Origin of the sequence: Xanthobacter sp. (genome assembly GCF_041911315.1) — a bacterium.
GTDB lineage: Bacteria > Pseudomonadota > Alphaproteobacteria > Rhizobiales > Xanthobacteraceae > Xanthobacter > Xanthobacter aminoxidans.
This window is the reverse complement of record NZ_JAYRPE010000003.1, coordinates 1-16,749: the sequence shown is the minus strand read 5'-3', so window position 1 is coordinate 16,749 and position 16,749 is coordinate 1. Positions and strand designations below refer to the sequence as shown.

The 16,749-nt window shown below is 68.5% G+C and carries 16 protein-coding genes; 13 read left to right on the top strand and 3 right to left on the bottom strand.

All coding sequences use genetic code 11. The features are described 5' to 3' along the window. The first annotated feature begins 14 nt into the window (after nt 1–14). Complete coding sequence (locus ACE3QW_RS00810; protein WP_374250045.1) at nt 15–743, top strand: cytochrome c biogenesis CcdA family protein; 729 nt, start codon at nt 15–17, stop codon at nt 741–743. A 17-nt stretch (nt 744–760) separates the two neighbouring features. Continuing rightward, nucleotides 761–1,324 carry a SoxW family protein gene (locus tag ACE3QW_RS00805; protein WP_374250044.1) on the top strand — a complete coding sequence of 188 codons (564 nt, stop codon included), beginning with the start codon at nt 761–763 and terminating at the stop codon, nt 1,322–1,324. A gap of 42 nt (nt 1,325–1,366) precedes the next feature. Here ACE3QW_RS00805 and soxX read toward each other — a convergent pair whose 3' ends face one another. Together soxX and soxA are read right to left on the bottom strand one after the other, a co-directional pair. Further along, nucleotides 1,367–1,993, bottom strand: a complete 627-nt coding sequence (soxX, locus tag ACE3QW_RS00800; RefSeq protein WP_374250043.1) for a sulfur oxidation c-type cytochrome SoxX — start codon at nt 1,991–1,993, stop codon at nt 1,367–1,369. Nucleotides 1,994–2,007: 14 nt separating this feature from the next. Next, a complete protein-coding gene (gene soxA, locus ACE3QW_RS00795) occupies nt 2,008–2,838 on the bottom strand; it encodes a sulfur oxidation c-type cytochrome SoxA (RefSeq protein WP_374250042.1) in 831 nt (276 codons plus the stop codon). Nucleotides 2,839–3,094: 256 nt separating this feature from the next. On the opposite strand from soxA, the gene soxY reads away from it, so the two are divergent. The 8 genes from soxY (at nt 3,095) to ACE3QW_RS00755 (ending at nt 10,318) form a co-directional block, all read left to right on the top strand. Further along, on the top strand, nt 3,095–3,568 hold the full coding sequence (gene soxY, locus ACE3QW_RS00790) for a thiosulfate oxidation carrier protein SoxY (RefSeq protein WP_374250041.1): 474 nt from the start codon (nt 3,095–3,097) through the stop codon (nt 3,566–3,568). Between the two features lie 87 nt (nt 3,569–3,655). Beyond that, a complete protein-coding gene (gene soxZ, locus ACE3QW_RS00785; protein WP_024280673.1) occupies nt 3,656–3,985 on the top strand; it encodes a thiosulfate oxidation carrier complex protein SoxZ in 330 nt (109 codons plus the stop codon). Between the two features lie 98 nt (nt 3,986–4,083). Continuing rightward, the gene (gene soxB, locus ACE3QW_RS00780) at nt 4,084–5,778 is read left to right on the top strand and encodes a thiosulfohydrolase SoxB (protein ID WP_374250040.1); all 1,695 of its coding nucleotides are present in this window, start codon (nt 4,084–4,086) and stop codon (nt 5,776–5,778) included. Nucleotides 5,779–5,856: 78 nt separating this feature from the next. Then, nucleotides 5,857–7,170, top strand: a complete 1,314-nt coding sequence (gene soxC, locus ACE3QW_RS00775) for a sulfite dehydrogenase (protein ID WP_374250038.1) — start codon at nt 5,857–5,859, stop codon at nt 7,168–7,170. Then, nucleotides 7,154–7,930: a c-type cytochrome gene (locus tag ACE3QW_RS00770; protein ID WP_374250037.1), complete on the top strand. Its 777-nt coding sequence runs from the start codon at nt 7,154–7,156 to the stop codon at nt 7,928–7,930. Before soxC ends, ACE3QW_RS00770 begins: the two co-directional genes overlap by 17 nt. Before the next feature lie 110 nt (nt 7,931–8,040). After that, complete coding sequence (locus ACE3QW_RS00765; RefSeq protein ID WP_374250181.1) at nt 8,041–8,421, top strand: cytochrome c family protein; 381 nt, start codon at nt 8,041–8,043, stop codon at nt 8,419–8,421. Nucleotides 8,422–8,520: 99 nt separating this feature from the next. Next, entirely contained in the window at nt 8,521–9,042 is a 522-nt protein-coding gene (locus tag ACE3QW_RS00760) for a DsrE family protein (protein WP_029555570.1), read from the top strand. Between the two features lie 4 nt (nt 9,043–9,046). Further along, nucleotides 9,047–10,318 carry an FCSD flavin-binding domain-containing protein gene (locus tag ACE3QW_RS00755; RefSeq protein ID WP_374250036.1) on the top strand — a complete coding sequence of 424 codons (1,272 nt, stop codon included), beginning with the start codon at nt 9,047–9,049 and terminating at the stop codon, nt 10,316–10,318. A gap of 12 nt (nt 10,319–10,330) precedes the next feature. On the opposite strand, the gene ACE3QW_RS00750 is transcribed toward ACE3QW_RS00755, so the two are convergent. Beyond that, a complete protein-coding gene (locus ACE3QW_RS00750; RefSeq protein ID WP_374250035.1) occupies nt 10,331–11,476 on the bottom strand; it encodes a hypothetical protein in 1,146 nt (381 codons plus the stop codon). Nucleotides 11,477–11,776: 300 nt separating this feature from the next. Here ACE3QW_RS00750 and arsH point away from each other — a divergent pair, with 300 nt between their 5' ends. The 3 genes from arsH to ACE3QW_RS00735 all read left to right on the top strand — a co-directional run. Continuing rightward, nucleotides 11,777–12,499: an arsenical resistance protein ArsH gene (gene arsH / locus ACE3QW_RS00745; protein ID WP_374250034.1), complete on the top strand. Its 723-nt coding sequence runs from the start codon at nt 11,777–11,779 to the stop codon at nt 12,497–12,499. Next, nucleotides 12,496–13,680, top strand: a complete 1,185-nt coding sequence (locus tag ACE3QW_RS00740; RefSeq protein WP_374250033.1) for an MFS transporter — start codon at nt 12,496–12,498, stop codon at nt 13,678–13,680. Before arsH ends, ACE3QW_RS00740 begins: the two co-directional genes overlap by 4 nt. Before the next feature lie 318 nt (nt 13,681–13,998). Then, on the top strand, nt 13,999–16,749 hold a 2,751-nt coding region (locus ACE3QW_RS00735), incomplete at its 3' end, for a beta strand repeat-containing protein (protein ID WP_374250032.1).

Here is a 16,749-nt window from a genome sequence, read left to right as displayed (position 1 = left end):
GATCGGGGAGGAGCATGTCTCTCGATGTCAGCCTCGCAGGGGCGTTCCTTGCCGGCCTCCTCTCGTTCGCCTCGCCCTGCGTGCTGCCGCTGGTGCCGGCCTATCTCGGCTTCCTCGCGGGTGCGGCTGCGGAGGACGGGGAGAGCACCGCGCCCGCACGGCGCAGCATCCTCGGCGCGGCCTTGCTGTTCGTCCTCGGCTTCGCCTCCGTCTTCATCCTGCTCGGGGCAACCGCCTCTTCGCTGGGGCGGGTGCTGATGGACCATATCGAGACCCTGACGCTGCTCTCCGGCGCCTTGCTGGTGGTGTTCGGGCTGCACATGACGGGGCTCATCCGCATCCCGCTGCTCTACCGGCAGGCGCGGCTGGAGCCCATGGCGCGGCCGGCGGGGCTCATCGGACCTTACGTGGTGGGGCTCGCCTTCGGCTTCGGCTGGTCGCCCTGCGTCGGGCCGGTGCTGGCGGCGATCCTGCTCGTCGCCGGGGCCGAGGCATCGGTGGGGCGGGGCATGCTGCTGCTCGCCATCTATGCCGCCGGCATCGGCATTCCCTTTCTCATCGCCGCGGCCTTCACCGAGCGGTTCCTCGCCTGGACGCGGGCGGCGCGCAGCCGGCTCGGCCTCGTGGAGAAGATCGCCGGCGGGCTGCTCATCCTCACCGGCATCGCCTTCATGACCGGCTTCATGCCTGAGATCGCCCAATGGCTGCTCGATGCCGCGCCCGGCCTCGGCCGCATCGGATAGGACAGGAGGACCTCCCCATGGCAGACCCCACGCTCAGCCGCCGGCGCCTCCTGAAGGCCTCGGCGGGGCTCGCGGCGCTCGTACCCGCCGCCGCGCAGGCCAAGGCGCACCTCGGCGACGATGGGCTCTATACTGAAGACTGGTACGTGGACAGCTTCCTCGACCTGCCGGAAGACTTCGCCGCCGCGCGCGGGAAGGGGCGGGGCTTCGCGCTGCAGTGGAGCCAGCGCGGCTGCATCTATTGCAAGGAGCTGCACACCTCCTATTTCGCCGATCCGGCCATCGAGACGCCCATCAGGGAGGCGTTCGACATCGTGCATCTGGACCTGTTCGGCGCGCGGGAGGTGACGTTTCTCGATGGCGCGAAGCTCAGCGAGAAGGCGCTCGGCCAGCGCGAGCGCATCCGCGCCACGCCCACTTTCCAGTTCTTCGCCGAGGTGGACGGAAAGCCGAAGGAGGTCGCGCGCATGCCCGGCCTGCTGCCACGGCCGGAATTCTCCGCCCTGTTCCGCTATGTGGCGGAAGGCGCCTATGCGCGCGAGCCGTTCGATGCGTGGCTCGGCCGGCAGGGCAAGGGCTGAAAAACAAAGAGCGGGGACGCCGGAGCGCCCCCGCCGGTCGCCTCATTTCGCCGGCTTGTTCACCGGCGAATTCGGGTCGAACAGATAGGCCACCACGTCCTTCATCTGCTCTTCGCTGAGCACGCCGTTATGCCCGAAGCGCGGCATGGGCGAGCAGGCGAAGACGGCCTGCGCGTTGTAGACCTTGGCATAGGCGGCCTTGGCGTCCTCGGCGGAGAATTTCCGCTCCGCGCCGTAGTTGACGAGGCTCGGGCCGAGGGTGCCGTAGCTGACTTCCTTCGGGTCCATCTGGTGGCAGGCGTAGCAATTGCCGCCGCTCACCGTGCCGGGTGGATCGGAGAACTGGCCGCCGCGTCCGTTCTGCGCGACTTCCGCGCCCTTCTTCCAGTCGCCGAGCACGCTGCCTTGCGGATACTTCACCGTCTTGGCCTCGCGGGCCATGATGGCCTCCGCCTGCTTGGCGGAGGGCTGGTTGCGCGTGACCGAGCAGATTTCCATGGTCTCGTCGGGCACGAGGCGCGCAGCCCAGCCGTCGGGCAGCTTGGTGAAGCTCTCCTTCACCACCTTGTCCACCACGGCGGGCGGGGCAGGGGGGATCTGCTGGGCAAACGCGATTCCAGGGGCGATCTGCGGAAGAAGAAGCGCCGCGGCGATGATGATTTTATTCATGGCTCTTCCTCCCCTCAGCGCTTGATGGACGGCACGTTCAGCTCGCCCCCGGCCGCCTGCGCCTGCAGGAAGACGGTGAGCGCGGTGACGACCTCGGACGCATAATCGGGCGGGGGCATCCGCATTTGGCGATAGCAGTCCCACAGCCGGTGCTGCATGGTGCGCAGCGAACTCTGGGAGACGCGGTAGGTGGGCCAGGAGGCCATGGTGAGCTGGGCGTCCTTGCCGGGCTTGTCGAGCTGCGGCAGGCCCTGGAGCCGGATGCGCTTGCCGGGGTCGCCGTGGCAGGTGGAGCAGGAGAAGTCGTTGATGGACGAGCGCCGGTAGAACAGCGCCTCGCCGATGGCATAGGCCTCCTTTTCCTTCGGATCAGCCAGGGGAATGTTGATCTTCATGCCGTTGGATTTGTTGGCGATGAAGGCGACGAGGTCCTCCATGTCCGAGCCGCGGCCGGGGCCGGAGAAGGGCTTGGACATGATGGGCTTGATGTCGACGCCCTGGATCTTGTCCATGCACCACAAGAGGCGCTGTTCGAGGTCCATGACCTTGCCGGCGTCGGCGAAATAGCGCGGCAAGGCGGCATAGGCGCCTTCCAGCTTGCCCGGCCCCTGGCCGAGGTCGCAGGCCTCCAGCGAGACGTTCTTGGTGCCGCGCGGATCGGCCCAGATGGCCTCGCCGCGGTCAACGGCGAGATAGCCGGGATTGGCCATCGGATCGTTGATCATGGCGCGGTAGCGCTCAATCTCCTTTTCGCTCGCGTCCTCCTGCGCGCGGGCCGTGACGAAGGGCAAGAACGCCAGAGCGAGGGCGCACAGGCATGTGAGAATCGTGGCTTTGGGTCGCATGTATCCTCCCCAGCGAGACGTCCGGGGCCTGGGGCCTTCTCGTTGAAGCCCTTGAGCCGCGGCGATCCACCTGCGACGCTCCATCCCTCATAGATGGATGCGATCGGCGGATAGGAGCTACTTTACATTCAAAAAATTCGATATCACAATATGTGAAATTGATCCGCCGAGACCACCGCCGTCACGGGGACGAGATTCAACAAGAACAACGCCAAAAGCCGGCCCTCAAGCGCCGGTCGTGCCAGGAGGAAAACGCATGCCGCCCCGTCTCGACGTCACCCTTGTCTCTACGCGACGCCGCGCGCTGAAGCTCGCCGGCCTCGCCGCATTCGCGGCCGTGCTGGCGCCGCGCATGGCGCTCGCCACCGAGGCGCAGGTGGCGGACGAAATGAAGAAGCTGTTCGCCGGCAAGGCCATGGGCGAGGGCAAGATCAAGCTCGACATGCCCGAGATCGCCGAGAACGGTCTCGTCGTGCCCATCAACATCGATGTGGAAAGCCCGATGACCGAGGCGGACTTCGTGAAGTCCGTCCACGTCTTCGCCGACGGCAATCCGCTGCCGCAGGTGGTGACCTATCACTTCACCCCCGAGAGCGGAAAAGCCTCCGCCTCCACCCGTATGCGGCTCGCGCAGACGCAGAACGTCATCGCCGTGGCGGAGATGTCCAACGGACAGCTTTATTCGGCCAAGGTGCAGGTGAAAGTCACCATCGGCGGCTGCGGCGGCTGATACGACAGTCGAATCACGGCCCGAACGCACAAAAGAACAGAACAGGCGCGCGCCGGAGCGCCGCCGAGCAGAAACCGGAGGAAACCCATGGCCCTCAAGTCCCAGCCGCGCGTGCGCGTGCCTGCCCAGGCCAAGGCGGGCGAGATCATCGAGATCAAGACCCTGATTTCGCACGAGATGGAAAGCGGCCAGCGCAAGGACGCCGCCGGAAAGACCGTGCCGCGCGACATCATCAACAATTTCCAGGCCGCCTTCAACGGCAAGCCCTTCTTCACCGCGGAGTGGTTCACCTCCATTTCGGCGAATCCCTACCAGTCCTTCTTCTTCAAGGCGAAGGAGAGCGGCGAGTTCACCTTCACCTGGAAGGATGACGGCGGCGCCGAGCAGAAGGCCACCGCGAAGCTCACCGTCGCCTGAGGCGACGCCCCTCGCATTGTTTCGTTGACGGTGGATGTGCCGCCGGATCACGCGATCCGGTGGGCGCTCCAGCCATGACCTGAGAAAGCGTGGCCCTCATGATCTCAAGGCGCGATTTTCTGTCCGCCGGAACGGCCCTCGCCGGCCTGCTCGCCGCCTCCGGCACCGGGCTGGCGCAGGCAGTCGGCGCGCAGGCGCTGAGCCAGGCGGATTTGCTGAAGTTCGGCAATGCCGGCACCTTCACCATCCTGCACATCACCGACATCCACGCCCAGCTCGTGCCGCTCTATTTCCGCGAGCCCTCCATCAATCTCGGCGTGGGCGAGGCCCGGGGCGTGCCGCCGCACCTCACCGATGCAGCCTTCCTCAAGTATTTCGGGCTGAAGGGCGGCACCCGCGACGCCTATTCCCTCACCTCCGAAGACTTCACCCAGCTTGCCCACACCTATGGGCGTATGGGCGGCGTGGACCGCATCGCCACTCTGGTGAAGGCGATCCGGGCGGAGCGCGGGGCGGACAAGGTGCTGCTGCTGGACGGCGGCGACGGGCTCCAGGGCTCCTGGTCCTCGCTGAAGACGCAGGGCGAGGACATGGTGAAGGTGTTTTCCGCCCTCGGCACGGACGCCATGGTCGGGCACTGGGAATTCACCTACGGCGCCGACCGCGTCACCGAGATCAAGGAGAAGGCGCCCTTCGCCTTCCTCGCCCAGAACGTGCGCTCGGCCGAGTGGCAGGAGCCGGTGTTCGAGGCGGCGAAGACCTTCGAGAAGGGCGGCGCGAAGGTGGCGGTCATCGGCCAGGCCTTCCCCCGCACCCCCATCTCCAACCCGCGCTGGATGATCCCGGACTGGGAGTTCGGCATCCGCGAGGAGGACATGCAGAAGCAGGTGGACGCCGCCCGCGCCGGCGGCGCCGATGCGGTGGTGGTGCTCTCCCACAACGGCTTCGACGTGGACCGCAAGATGGCGTCCCGCGTCTCCGGCATCGACGTGATCCTCACCGCCCATACCCACGATGCCATGCCGCGCGCGGTGGAGGTGGGCAAGACGCTGCTGGTGGCCACCGGTTCCCACGGCAAATTCGTGTCCCGCCTCGATCTCGACGTGAAGGACAAGAAGGTCACCGGCTATCGCTTCCAGCTCATCCCGGTGTTCTCGGACGTCATCGCGCCCGACCCGGAGATGGCGAAGCTCGTGACGGACATCCGCGCGCCCTATGCCAAGGATCTCGCCCGCGAGCTGGGCCGCGCCGACAGCCTTCTCTACCGCCGCGGCAATTTCAACGGCACGTTCGACGACATGATCTGCGATGCGATCATGAAGGAGCGCGATGCGGAGATCGCCCTCTCCCCCGGCTTCCGCTGGGGTGGCACGCTGCTGCCGGGCGATCCCATCACCTTCGATGCCGTGGCCAACGCCACCGCCATCACCTATCCCGCCTGCTACCGCAACACCATGACCGGCAAGCAGCTGAAGGACGTACTGGAAGACGTGGCCGACAACATCTTCAATCCCGATCCTTACTTCCAGGGCGGCGGCGACATGGTGCGCGTCGGCGGGGTGGGCTACGCCATCGACGTGTCGAAGGGCTCGGGCCAACGCATCTCCGACCTCACCTTCCTCAAGACCGGCAAGCCGCTGGAGGCCGACAAGGCCTATACGGTCGCCGGCTGGGCCTCCATCGCCCAGAATGTGGAAGGCCCGCCGGTGTGGGAGCTGGTGGAGCGCTACGTGACCGACACGAAGGCCGTGAAGATCGCCCCCAACGCCTCGGTGAAGGTGACGGGCGCGTGAGGCGCAACGCCCCTCCGGCACACGATTCCAATCGAAATATTCAAATCTACGAATAAAAGAATATCAGGGAGGACGTCCATGTCCGACACCAGTCTGCCCCCGACGGAGCGCGCGACCGGCGCGAAACCGTCGCTCTCCCGCAGGCGCTTCCTCAACCTCGCCGGGATCGGCGCGGGCGCCGTTGCCGCCGGCGGAGGTTCCGCCCTTGCCGCCCCGGCCGCCGGCACGCCCGATCCCAACATCGTGCCGGTGCCCGACTGGACCAAGACACTGGGCGCGCCGGTCAACGAGAACCCCTATGGCAAGCCGTCCGTCTTCGAGAAGGACGTGGTGCGCCGGGAGGTGACGTGGCTCACCGCCAGCTCGCAAAGCTCGGTCAGCTTCACCCCGCTCTATGCCCTCGACAGCGTCATCACGCCCAACGGCCTGTGCTTCGTGCGGCACCATGGCGGGCAGGCGGAGATCGACCCGGACAAGTATCGGCTGATGATCCACGGCCTCGTGGACAAGCCCCTCGTCTTCACGCTGGAAGACCTGAAGCGCATGCCGGGCCGGGTGAACCGGGCCTACTTCCTCGAATGCGCGGCCAATTCAGGCATGGAGTGGCGCGGCGCGCAGCTCAACGGCTGCCAGTTCACCCACGGCATGATCCACAATCTCTTCTACACCGGCGTGCCCTTGAAGACGCTGCTGGACATGGCCGGCGTCAATCCCAAGGGCAAATGGGTGCTCGCCGAGGGCGCCGACGCGGCGGTGATGACGCGCTCCATCCCGCTCGAAAAGGCCATGAACGACTGCCTCGTCGCCTTCGGCATGAATGGCGAGGCGCTCCGGCCCGAGCAGGGCTATCCGGTGCGGCTCGTGGTGCCGGGCTGGGAAGGCAATATGTGGGTCAAGTGGCTGCGCCGCCTCAAGATCGGCGACCAGCCCTGGCAGCAGCGCGAGGAGACGTCGAAATACACCGACCTCCTCGCCGACGGCCGCTCGCGCCGCTTCACCTTCGTGATGGATGCGAAATCCGTGGTGACGAGCCCGAGCCCCCAGGCGCCCCTGAAGCACAAGGGGCCGAACGTGCTCTCCGGCATCGCCTGGTCCGGGCGCGGCACCATCGCGCGGGTGGATGTGTCGCTGGACGGCGGGCGCAACTGGACCACCGCGCGCCTCGACGGGCCGGCCACGCCCATGTCCATGACGCGCTTCTATCTCGATTTCGACTGGGCCGGGCAGGAGCTGATGGTGCAGTCCCGCGCCATGGATGACACCGGCTATGTCCAGCCCACCAAGCAGGAGCTGCGGGCCATCCGCGGCACCAACTCCATCTATCACAACAACGGCATCCAGACGTGGCTGGTGCGCTCCAACGGGGAGACGGAAAATGTGGAAGTCGGCTGAGACGCTCCTCGCCGCCACCCTTCTCGCCGGTGGGCTGGCTGTCGCCGGCGTCGCCCTGGCGGAGCAGCCGGGCGGAAAGCCCGCGGCGAAGGCGGAGAAGGTCGGGACGGACAAGGCCCGGCAGGCGGTGAACGTAGCCGCTCCCGCCGCCGCAACGGCATCGGCCGCGGCCAAGACCATCGCCCTCGGCCGCCCCGCGCTGCCCGAGGAGATCGCCGCCTGGAACATCGACGTGCGCGCCGATGGCGAGGGCCTGCCGCCGGGCAAGGGTTCGGTGAAGCAGGGCGAGGAGCTGTTCCTGCAGAACTGCGCCCAGTGCCACGGCGAGTTCGGCGAAGGCGCTGGCCGCTGGCCGGTGCTGGCCGGCGGGCGCGGCACCCTGAAATCCGAGCGGCCGGAAAAGACCATCGGCTCCTTCTGGCCCTATGCCTCCACGGTCTATGACTACGTGCACCGGGCCATGCCCTTCGGCAGCAATCTGTCGCTCTCGCCGGACCAGACTTACGCCATCGTCGCGTATCTTCTGAACCTCAACGATCTCGTTGCCGAGGACTACGTGCTCTCGAAGGACAACTTTCCAAAGGTGGATTTGCCCAACGAGGCCAACTTCTACGACGACGACCGGGAGACTTCGGAAAAGGCCTTCTGGAAGAAGAACCCCTGCATGAAGGACTGCAGCGGCGAGGTCCATGTCACCGCCCGCGCCCAGATCCTCAACGTGACGCCGGATGGCGATCCGCCCAAGGGGAATCTGGAGTGAGCACCCTCGAGTGAGCCGCCCGTCGTGACACCAAGGAAGGGTCCCGGCCGCGGCCGGGACACCACACAGCCCCTCCAACGGAAAGGACGAGGATCGTGCGCATCCCCGTGATGGTCGCCCTTCTGCTCGGCGTCGCCGCTGCCCCGGCGCACGCCGACCCGGACATCGCCAAGGGCGAGACCGTGTTCAAGAAGTGCATGGCTTGCCATGCGGTCGGCCCTGACGCGAAGGTGAAGGTCGGCCCGCCGCTGAATGGCATCGTCGGCGCCAAATGGGCGCATTTCGAGGGCTATTCCTACTCCCAGGACATCAAGGACGGCGCCGCCGCCGGCAAGGTGTGGGACGAGGCCAACCTCAACGATTACATCGAGAATCCCAAGCACCTCGCCCCCAAAGGCAAGATGGCCTTCGCCGGCGTCAAGAACGAGCAGGAGCGCGCCGATCTCATCGCCTTCCTCGCCCAGTTCAAGCCGGACGGTTCGAAGAAGTAGTTCGCGCGCCGGCCCGCCGCGCCGTTGCGGAGCGGGGGCGGCGGGTGGCACAGTCCGAAGCACACGGCGCGCCAGACGCCGATGACGGGAGAGGAAACCATGCCCCAGTTCGACCGCCGGGCCTTCCTCGGCACCATGGCGCTTGCGGGCGCCGCACCGATCGCGGCCTCAACGTCGGCCCATGCCGCCGTGCAGTCGCTCCAGCTCGCCGACATCAAGAAGGAAGCGGACACCGCCTGCGTCTATCACGTGGACTATGGCGACCATGCCCGCTTCGCCCAGACGCTGAACAACATCAACAACCATTACGCTTCCTACGGCGCCGATCCCTTCGCGCTGCAGATCGTGATGGTGGCCCATGCGGGCGGCATCAAATTCTTCCTCGACAATCTCAACGGCACCATGTGGGAGAAGGAAACCCTCGATCCCACGCTCAACGAGAAGATCGCCGCCCTCGCCAAGAACGGGCTGAAGGTCTACCTGTGCGCCTACACCTTCGAGCGCAACCATGTGCCCAAGGAGAAGGCGCGCGATGAGGCCTTCATCGCCTTCGTGCCCTCCGGCATCGCCACCGCCGGCGCATTGCAGGGCAAGGGGTTCGGCTACCTCAAGGTCGGCTGACGACATGACACGCGCGGGCGTCTCGCGGCGGGCGCTGCTGGGCGGTTCGGCGCTGGCGGCGGCGCTGCTCTGTGCGCCGCATGTCGCCGCGCAGGGCAAGCCGCGCGTGGTGATCGTGGGCGGCGGCGCCGGCGGGGCGAATGCCGCCCGGGCGCTGCTGCGCGATGGCCGGGTGGAGGTCACGCTGGTGGAGCCGGAGCCGCGTTACGTGGCGGTATTCCACTCCAACCTCTGGCTCGGCGGCATCATCGATTTCGCCGCGCTGGAATTTGGCTATGAGGGCCTCGCGCGGGCCGGCGTGCGCCTCGTGCCGCAACGGGCCGACGCCATCGACCGGGAGCGGCGCGAGGTGCGGCTCGCCGATGGCGGCCGCCTTCCCTACGACCGCCTCATCCTCTCCCCCGGCATCGATCTCGACTATGACAGCGTGCCCGGCTGGAGCCGCGCGGCGGAGACGGCGATGCCCCACGCCTGGAAGGGCGGCGCCCAGCTGCGCCTCCTGAAGGAGCGGCTGGATCAGGTGCCCGACGGCGGCCTCATCGTCATCACCGCCCCGCCCAACCCCTTCCGCTGCCCCCCGGCGCCCTACGAGCGCGCCTCCATGATGGCGCATCGCCTGAAGAGCACCGGGCGTGGCGGGGCGCGCATCGTCATCGTCGATCCGAAGCCGAAATTCTCCATGCAGGGCCTCTTTCAGGAAGGCTGGGAGGGGCACTATCCCGGCATGGTGGAATGGATGGCGCCGGACATCTCCGACGGCCTCGTCTCGGTGGACCCGGCGACTGGCACCGTCGTCACCGGCTTCGAGACCTATAAGGAGGCGGCGCTGGTGAACGTGATCCCGGCGCAGAAGGCCGGCGCCGTCGCGCGGCAGGCGGGGCTCGCGGACGCCTCGGGCTGGTGCCCGGTGGATGCCGGCTCCATGGCCTCGGCGCTGGACCCGGCCGTCTTCGTCATCGGCGACGCGGCCATTGGGGGCGACATTCCGAAATCCGCCTTCGCCGCAGGGAGCCAGGCGCAGGTGGCGGCGCGGGCGCTGCTCGCCGGCCTGTTCGGCGCGGCTGCCCCATCGGCCAGCTATGCCAGCACCTGCTGGAGCCTCATCACGGCCGACGACGCGGTGAAGGTGAGCGGGCTCTATCGCCCGCAGGACGGTCGCATCCGCGAGGTGGAGGGCACCGTCTCAGCTGCCCGCGAGCCGCCGGCCTTGCGCCGTCGCCAGCTTGAGGAAAATGCCGACTGGTACCGCGCCATGGTCGCCGGCATGTTCGGCTGAGCGGCGCCCGTCCTATTCGTAGAGATAGCCCACCGGGCTGCCGGCGAGGCGATCACTGCGCAGGTCCGCGCGGGTGATGATCCGGCCGGCGAGGGCGTCGATCTCGTCCCGCTGACCGGGCGTCCACATCTTCAGGGCATCGAAGCCGTTGAGGAGGCCGAGCCGCAGGATCTGCGTGTCCTCGCCGATCTCCACGAGCCGGATGGCGCCCGCGCCGGCGGTCACGGTATCGCCGGTGGCCAGCTCGATGAGCTTGCCCGCGCCGTCCGTGAAACCGGCGGTGCCGCGGATGAGGCGGTAGACCACGACCTCGCCCTTCGCCAGCCCCTCCGCATCCGCCGCCATCGCCGACTTGGGCAGCACCGCCCCGCCGCGCGGATCGGTGGCGATGATATGGCCGGTGACGAGATGGCCGCTCGGCGCCTCGATGCCGAGGTCACGCACATGCACCGGCATGGGGGAGGCCAGCGGCCCCAGCGCGTCGGCCGGGTAGGGGCGGAAGAGGGCGTCGAGGGCGAGCGGGTCCTGAACCCAGAAGCCTGCGCCCTTTGGCCGGTTGTGCAGCGGATGCTTCCAGGCGGTGCGGGGCGTCTCGTCCTCGCGGATCTTGTCCGGCCCGACCACGGTGGGGTTCGGGAAGGTGGAGGGATCGGTGATGAAGGCTTCGAGGAACTTGCCGGAATAGCCCATGCAGAGCGGGTCGGGCACCACGGTCTGCGGCGTCTTCAGGTTCTCTTCGGTGGAGAGGCCGGACCATGTGTAGAACAGCTGGCGGTGGACGATGGCGCTCTGCAGCATCGCCGCGCCCGGCCCCACGTAATGGACCTTGCCGTCATAGTCGAAGGTGAACATGCCGGAGGTGACAAGCACCAGCTGGAAGCCGCCGGGCGGCAGGTGCAGGTGGAAGTCGGTGGGCCCCGTGTCTTCCCGATAGACGGGCAGGTTGGTCGCGACCTCCTGCAGCAGGAAGGCGCCGTTGTTGGCGTTAAGGCCTTCCAGCGCACGGTGATAGAGCGCCTGCGGCCGGTACACCGGATCGTAGCTGATGTCCTTGTAGCGATCGACGGCGATGAAGGCGTCGCGATTGAGGGCGATGGGCGCCCCATCCGGCTGCATGAGGCCGGGCCATTTGAAATCGCCCATGGACTGAAGACCCATAGCAATCTCCCGGTTGCGAAGCGGATGCGGGGCCGTGAAGGCCTCGGGATATATTCGGGCGACCGGGCGCGGCGTCAATCGAATAGTTCGGATCGCGGCGGAATGATTGGAGCGTGATCCTACGTTCCGCCCAATCGTGCGCAGTATTTGTACTTTTGATGATATTTTGACTTTCGCGCTGCTCAAGCCGCGTGCAGATGCTCCCGCGCGGCGCAACGCCGCCGGGAGCGGATCGATGCTGTGAGCCGTGCGCGGGCCTGCTATGAGAGCGCCGGAGCCAGCCCAGGCGAGGACGCCCCCGTGACCGACGACACCCTCCCCAACGTAACCGAGGCCCTGTTTCACGTCCCGAGCCTCGACCGGCTGCTCCCCGCCGCGCCGTCGCGCCATCCGCCGCGCATCCTGCTGCTCTACGGCTCCCTGCGCGAGCGCTCCTATTCCCGCCTGCTGACGCTGGAGGCGGAGCGGCTGCTGAACCGGCTCGGCGCGGAAACGCGGGTCTACCACGCGGATGGCCTGCCTTTGCCCGATGGTGCCCCGGTGGAGCACCCCAAGGTGGCGGAGCTGCGCGAACTCACCTTGTGGTCCGAAGGGCAGGTGTGGTGCAGCCCGGAGCGGCACGGCGCCATGAGCGCGGTGATGAAGGCGCAGATCGACTGGATCCCCCTCGCGCTGGGCGCCATCCGCCCCACGCAGGGGCGCACGCTGGCGGTGATGCAGGTGTGCGGCGGCTCCCAATCCTTCAATGCGGTGAACCAGATGCGCATCCTCGGTCGCTGGATGCGCATGCTTACCATCCCCAACCAGTCGTCCGTCGCCAAGGCCTATCAGGAGTTCGACGAGGCGGGCCGCATGAAGCCCTCCGCCTTTTACGACCGGGTGGTGGACGTGATGGAGGAGCTGGTGAAGTTCACGCTGCTGACGCGCGACATCTCCCCCTATCTCACCGACCGCTACAGCGAGCGCAAGGAAGCGGCCGAGGCGCTGGAGGCGCGGCTCGCCCTCGACGCGGCCGTGCGGTGAGCGCCGCTTTACCCGCCGGGACGGAGGGCGCCGGCCGTTCGGTCATCGCCGCGCTGGGCGTGGTGCAGATCCTCACGTGGGGCTCGTCCTTCTATCTGCTCACGGTGCTGGCCGGGCCGATTTCCAGGGATACCGGCTGGCCGCTGCAATGGATCGTCGGCAGCCTCTCCGTCGGGCTTCTGGTGGCCGGGCTGGTCTCGCCGAAGGTGGGCGCGCTGATCGATGCCCGCGGCGGGCGGCCGGTGCTGGCGGGCGGATGCGCACTGCTGGCCTGCGGCCTCGCGCTGCTGGCGCTGGCGCCGGGGCCGGCGATGTTTATGCTGGGCTGGTGCATCGCCGGCGCGGGCATGGCGGCGAGCCTCTATGACGCGGCCTTCGCCGCCCTCGGCCGGCTCTATGGCGCGGGGGCGCGGCGGGCGATCACCATGCTCACCCTGTGGGGCGGGTTCGCCAGCACGGTGTGCTGGCCCATCACCGCCTTCCTCGATGCGCATCTGGGCTGGCGGGCGACCTGCCTCGTCTATGCCGGCCTCCATCTCTTCGTGTCGATCCCGCTGGTGCTGGCCTTCATGCCGGCGATCGCGCCGCGGGCGGAGACCGGCCGGCCGGCGCGGGGCGGGCCGGTGGTGCTGGGCGGGCCCGAGCGCATCTCCTTCCTGCTCATGGCCGGCATCGTCACCCTCATCGGCACCATCGCCTCCGCTATGTCGGTGCAGGTGCTGGCGCTGCTCCAGTCGCGCGGCCTGAGCCTCGCCGAGGCGGTGGCCGCCGGGGCCTTCATCGGCCCGGCGCAGGTGTTCGCGCGGATCATCGAGCAGGCGTCCGGCGGGCGTCACCATCCGCTCTGGACGATGATCTGGGCGGTGGCGCTGATGGGGCTGGGGCTGGTGCTGCTGGCGGCGGGCTTTCCCATCGTCGCGGTGGCGCTGGTGGCTTACGGCGCCGGCAACGGCATCTTCTCCATTTCCAAGGGCACGGTGCCTTTGGCCGTGCTGGGGGCGGAGCGCTATCCCATCCTCGCCGGCCGCCTCGCCCGGCCGGCCTTGCTGGCGCAGGCGCTGGCGCCGCTCGGTGCAGCGCAATTGCTGACGGCCGGCGGGGCGGGCGCGGTGCTCTCGGCGCTGATCGCCTTGTGGCTCGGCGCGGCGGTGCTGCTCGCGTTGCTGTGGCGGCAGGTGTAGCGCTCAGGCGTGTAGCCCTCAGGGCGCGAAGAATGCCGGCGAGAGCTTCGGGAAGACCTTGCGAGCATTTGTTGCGTTACGTAACTCTAGGTTAACCATGATGGGAAATTCTGTCCCCACCCGAAACGGCTGCTTCGCTGTCGCCGACCGGCGCCCCTCTGGCGGGCCGGTCGCATGCGCGAACGTGCGCCGGAGTCCTTGTGCCGCGCTAAAGGGGGCGCGTCCGGGACCGGGAGGGAGGACAAGCGCATGTTCGGCGCCACGCATGGGCACAGACCTAGCCGGGTTATAACCGGGACCCATCGGCGCGCGCGCCTCATGCGCGCACTTCTCTCGGGATCGGCGCTCGCCACCGTGCTCGCGGGCCTGATGCCGGCGACGGTCGCCTACGGCGCCTGCGTCACCTCCGGACCGGTGGGCAACCCCACGGCGCTGGACTGCTCGGGCGCGAGCACGGCCGCGGCGGTGCTGACAGACAACACCATCACCGTCACCACTGCGGACGACACGACCATCACGGCGGCGTTGCCCATCTCCGTCATCGTCGGCTCCGGCCTCGGCGGCGGCGACATCGTGCTGAACAACATCGGCGGCAGCTTCACGGCGACCACCGACGGCATCTCGCTGATTTCGAGCGGCGCCATCTCGCAGGCGGCCGGCACCGGCATCGGCGCCACGGTGACGGCGGACAGCTATGCCCTCACGCTTCTGCCCGCCACCGACGCCAGCGTGCGGGTGCTGGCGGGCGCGAGCCTCAGCGGCGGGGCGAGCGGCGTGCTCGCTTCCACCACCGGCAATATCGACATCGCGGCCGAAGGCGGCACTTTCAAGGGCACGACTTCGGACGGCCTCACCCTCATCGCCGTCGGCAACATCACGGTGAACGATTTCGCCGGCAGCGCCACCGGCGGCCAGAATGGCCTGTTCGCCCAGTCGGTCAACGGCACCATCGCCATCGACCGCTTCACCGGCAGTGCCGATGGCACCGGCGCCAACGGCGTGTTCGCACAGGTGACCGGAACGGGCGACATCAACATCCGCAACTTCAGCGGCAGCGCGACGGCGGGCCAGAACGCCATCTTCGCCCAGGCCAATGCCGGCACCGTCGATCTCTCGGGTTTCAGCGGCACGGCGGACAGCACCAGCGCCAACGGCATCTTCGCCCAGGTGGTCACCACCGGGGACATCTCGCTGAAGGCCTTCAGCGGCAGCGCGACGGGCAGCCAGAATGGCATTGTCGCCTTCGCCACCACCGGTGCCATCGATGCCTCCGGCTTCAGCGGCACGGTCAAGGGCACGGCTGGCAGCGGCCTTCTGCTCTCGACCACGACAGGCGCCATCACCGCCGACAATTTCGCGGCCGGCGCGGGCAGCGGGCCGTTCCTCACCGGCGGCGCAGCCGGCCTTCAGGCGCTGTCCACGTCGGGCGCCATCAGCATCCAGAATTTCGGCTCCAGCGCCCAGGGCGGGCAATACGGCATCTTCGCCCAGACCGGGGCGGGGAGCGTCAATGTCTCCGGCTTCTCCGGCTCGGCCACGGGCACCAGCGACTACGGCGTCTATGGCCGCACCACCAGCGGCGCCATCACCGCCGACAATTTCACCGGCGGCTCCGCCGGCTCGCCCAACATCGTCGGCGGCGCCAACGGCGTGATGCTGCTCACCGACACCGGCGGCATCAGCGTGAAGAATTTCGCCGCCAGCGCCTCGGGCGGGCAGTACGGCATCTTCGCGCAGGCGGGCACCAGCGGGGACATCACTGTCTCCGGCTTCTCCGGTACGGCGACGGGCGGCACCGGGGCGGGCGTGTTCGCGCGCACGCTGGGCGGCAGCGTCACCGCCGACACTTTCAGCGGCAGCGCCTCGGGCGGGCAATACGGCGCCTTCTTCAACGCCACCGGCGGCGACCTCTCCATCCAGACCTTCTCCGGCACGGCGAAGTCCACGGCGGCGGGCGGGTTCGGCCTCTATGGCGAGGCCACCGGCACCATCACGCTTACCACGTCCGGCAGCGCATCCATTGAAGGCACGCAGGATGGCGTGTTCCTGAAGCAGATGGGCGGCAAGGTCGCGGTGAATCTCGGCGGCACCACCGAGGTGAAGGGCTCGAGCGTCGGCCTGCGCGTGTCGTCGGATGCGGGCAGCAGCGGCGACATCGTGGTGGAGACGGCGCCCGGCACCTCGGTGTCCGGCGCGGTGGGCGGCATCCGCATCGACAAGACCGGCATCTCCGGCAATGTGGACGTGACGACGGCCGGCACCGTCTCCAGCAGCGGCGGCGCGGCCATCGCGGCCGTCTCCTCGGTGGAGGGGACGACCCAGACCAAGATCGGCGTCACCGGCGCGGTGACGGGGGCGGTCGGCGGCATCGTCGCCGACGCCACCAGCACCAAGGGCAACGCCACGACCCTCATCACCACCGACGCCACCGTGAAGGGCGGCACCGGCACGGCGGTGAAGGGGCTCGCCACCTCGACCACGGGCGACGCCGTGAGCCGCTTCACCCTGCGCGGCGCCATCACCGACAGCGCCAGCGGCGCCGATGCCGCGGCCACGGCGGCGGGCACGGCGACCACCGAGGTGAAGGTGGAGAATGCCATCACCGTCTCGGGCTTCGGCGTGCGCGCCGTCTCCACCGGCGCCGGCGGCTCCGCCACGGTGACGACGACGGCGAACGGCGCCATCACCTCCGGCGCGCAGGGCATCGACGCCAGTGCCACCGGCACGGGCATGAGCGTCACCGTCACCACGGACGGCATCGTGAAGGCGGGCGGCGCGGGCATCCTCGCCGCGCTCACGGGCGATGGCGGCACGGTCGGCGTCACCACCAACGCCAAGGTCACGGCGGGCGGCACCGGCATCGATGCCGGCCTCTCCGGCGCCGGGGGCACGGTGACGGTCAAGAACACGGCGGAGATCGACGCGACGGGCTCCGGCATCCTCGCCCTCAACACCGGCGGCGCGACCACGGTCACGGTCGCGGGCAAGATCACGGCGGGCGGCAGCTTCGGCGTGGGCGCGACCTCCGGCGGCACGGGCGCGGCCCGGGTCGATGTGGGCGCGGACATC

What these genes read in the sequence shown, in the direction of transcription:
- soxZ (WP_024280673.1), top strand. Translation starts at nt 3,656, where the DNA reads ATGGCCCTCAAGTCCCAGCCGCGCGTGCGCGTGCCTGCCCAGGCCAAG.
- soxB (WP_374250040.1), top strand. Translation starts at nt 4,084, where the DNA reads ATGATCTCAAGGCGCGATTTTCTGTCCGCCGGAACGGCCCTCGCCGGC.
- soxC (WP_374250038.1), top strand. Translation starts at nt 5,857, where the DNA reads ATGTCCGACACCAGTCTGCCCCCGACGGAGCGCGCGACCGGCGCGAAA.
- ACE3QW_RS00805 (WP_374250044.1), top strand. Translation starts at nt 761, where the DNA reads ATGGCAGACCCCACGCTCAGCCGCCGGCGCCTCCTGAAGGCCTCGGCG.
- ACE3QW_RS00765 (WP_374250181.1), top strand. Translation starts at nt 8,041, where the DNA reads ATGGTCGCCCTTCTGCTCGGCGTCGCCGCTGCCCCGGCGCACGCCGAC.
- soxY (WP_374250041.1), top strand. Translation starts at nt 3,095, where the DNA reads ATGCCGCCCCGTCTCGACGTCACCCTTGTCTCTACGCGACGCCGCGCG.
- soxX (WP_374250043.1), bottom strand. Translation starts at nt 1,993, where the DNA reads ATGAATAAAATCATCATCGCCGCGGCGCTTCTTCTTCCGCAGATCGCC.
- soxA (WP_374250042.1), bottom strand. Translation starts at nt 2,838, where the DNA reads ATGCGACCCAAAGCCACGATTCTCACATGCCTGTGCGCCCTCGCTCTG.
- ACE3QW_RS00760 (WP_029555570.1), top strand. Translation starts at nt 8,521, where the DNA reads ATGCCCCAGTTCGACCGCCGGGCCTTCCTCGGCACCATGGCGCTTGCG.
- ACE3QW_RS00770 (WP_374250037.1), top strand. Translation starts at nt 7,154, where the DNA reads ATGTGGAAGTCGGCTGAGACGCTCCTCGCCGCCACCCTTCTCGCCGGT.
- ACE3QW_RS00750 (WP_374250035.1), bottom strand. Translation starts at nt 11,476, where the DNA reads ATGGGTCTTCAGTCCATGGGCGATTTCAAATGGCCCGGCCTCATGCAG.
- ACE3QW_RS00755 (WP_374250036.1), top strand. Translation starts at nt 9,047, where the DNA reads ATGACACGCGCGGGCGTCTCGCGGCGGGCGCTGCTGGGCGGTTCGGCG.
- ACE3QW_RS00810 (WP_374250045.1), top strand. Translation starts at nt 15, where the DNA reads ATGTCTCTCGATGTCAGCCTCGCAGGGGCGTTCCTTGCCGGCCTCCTC.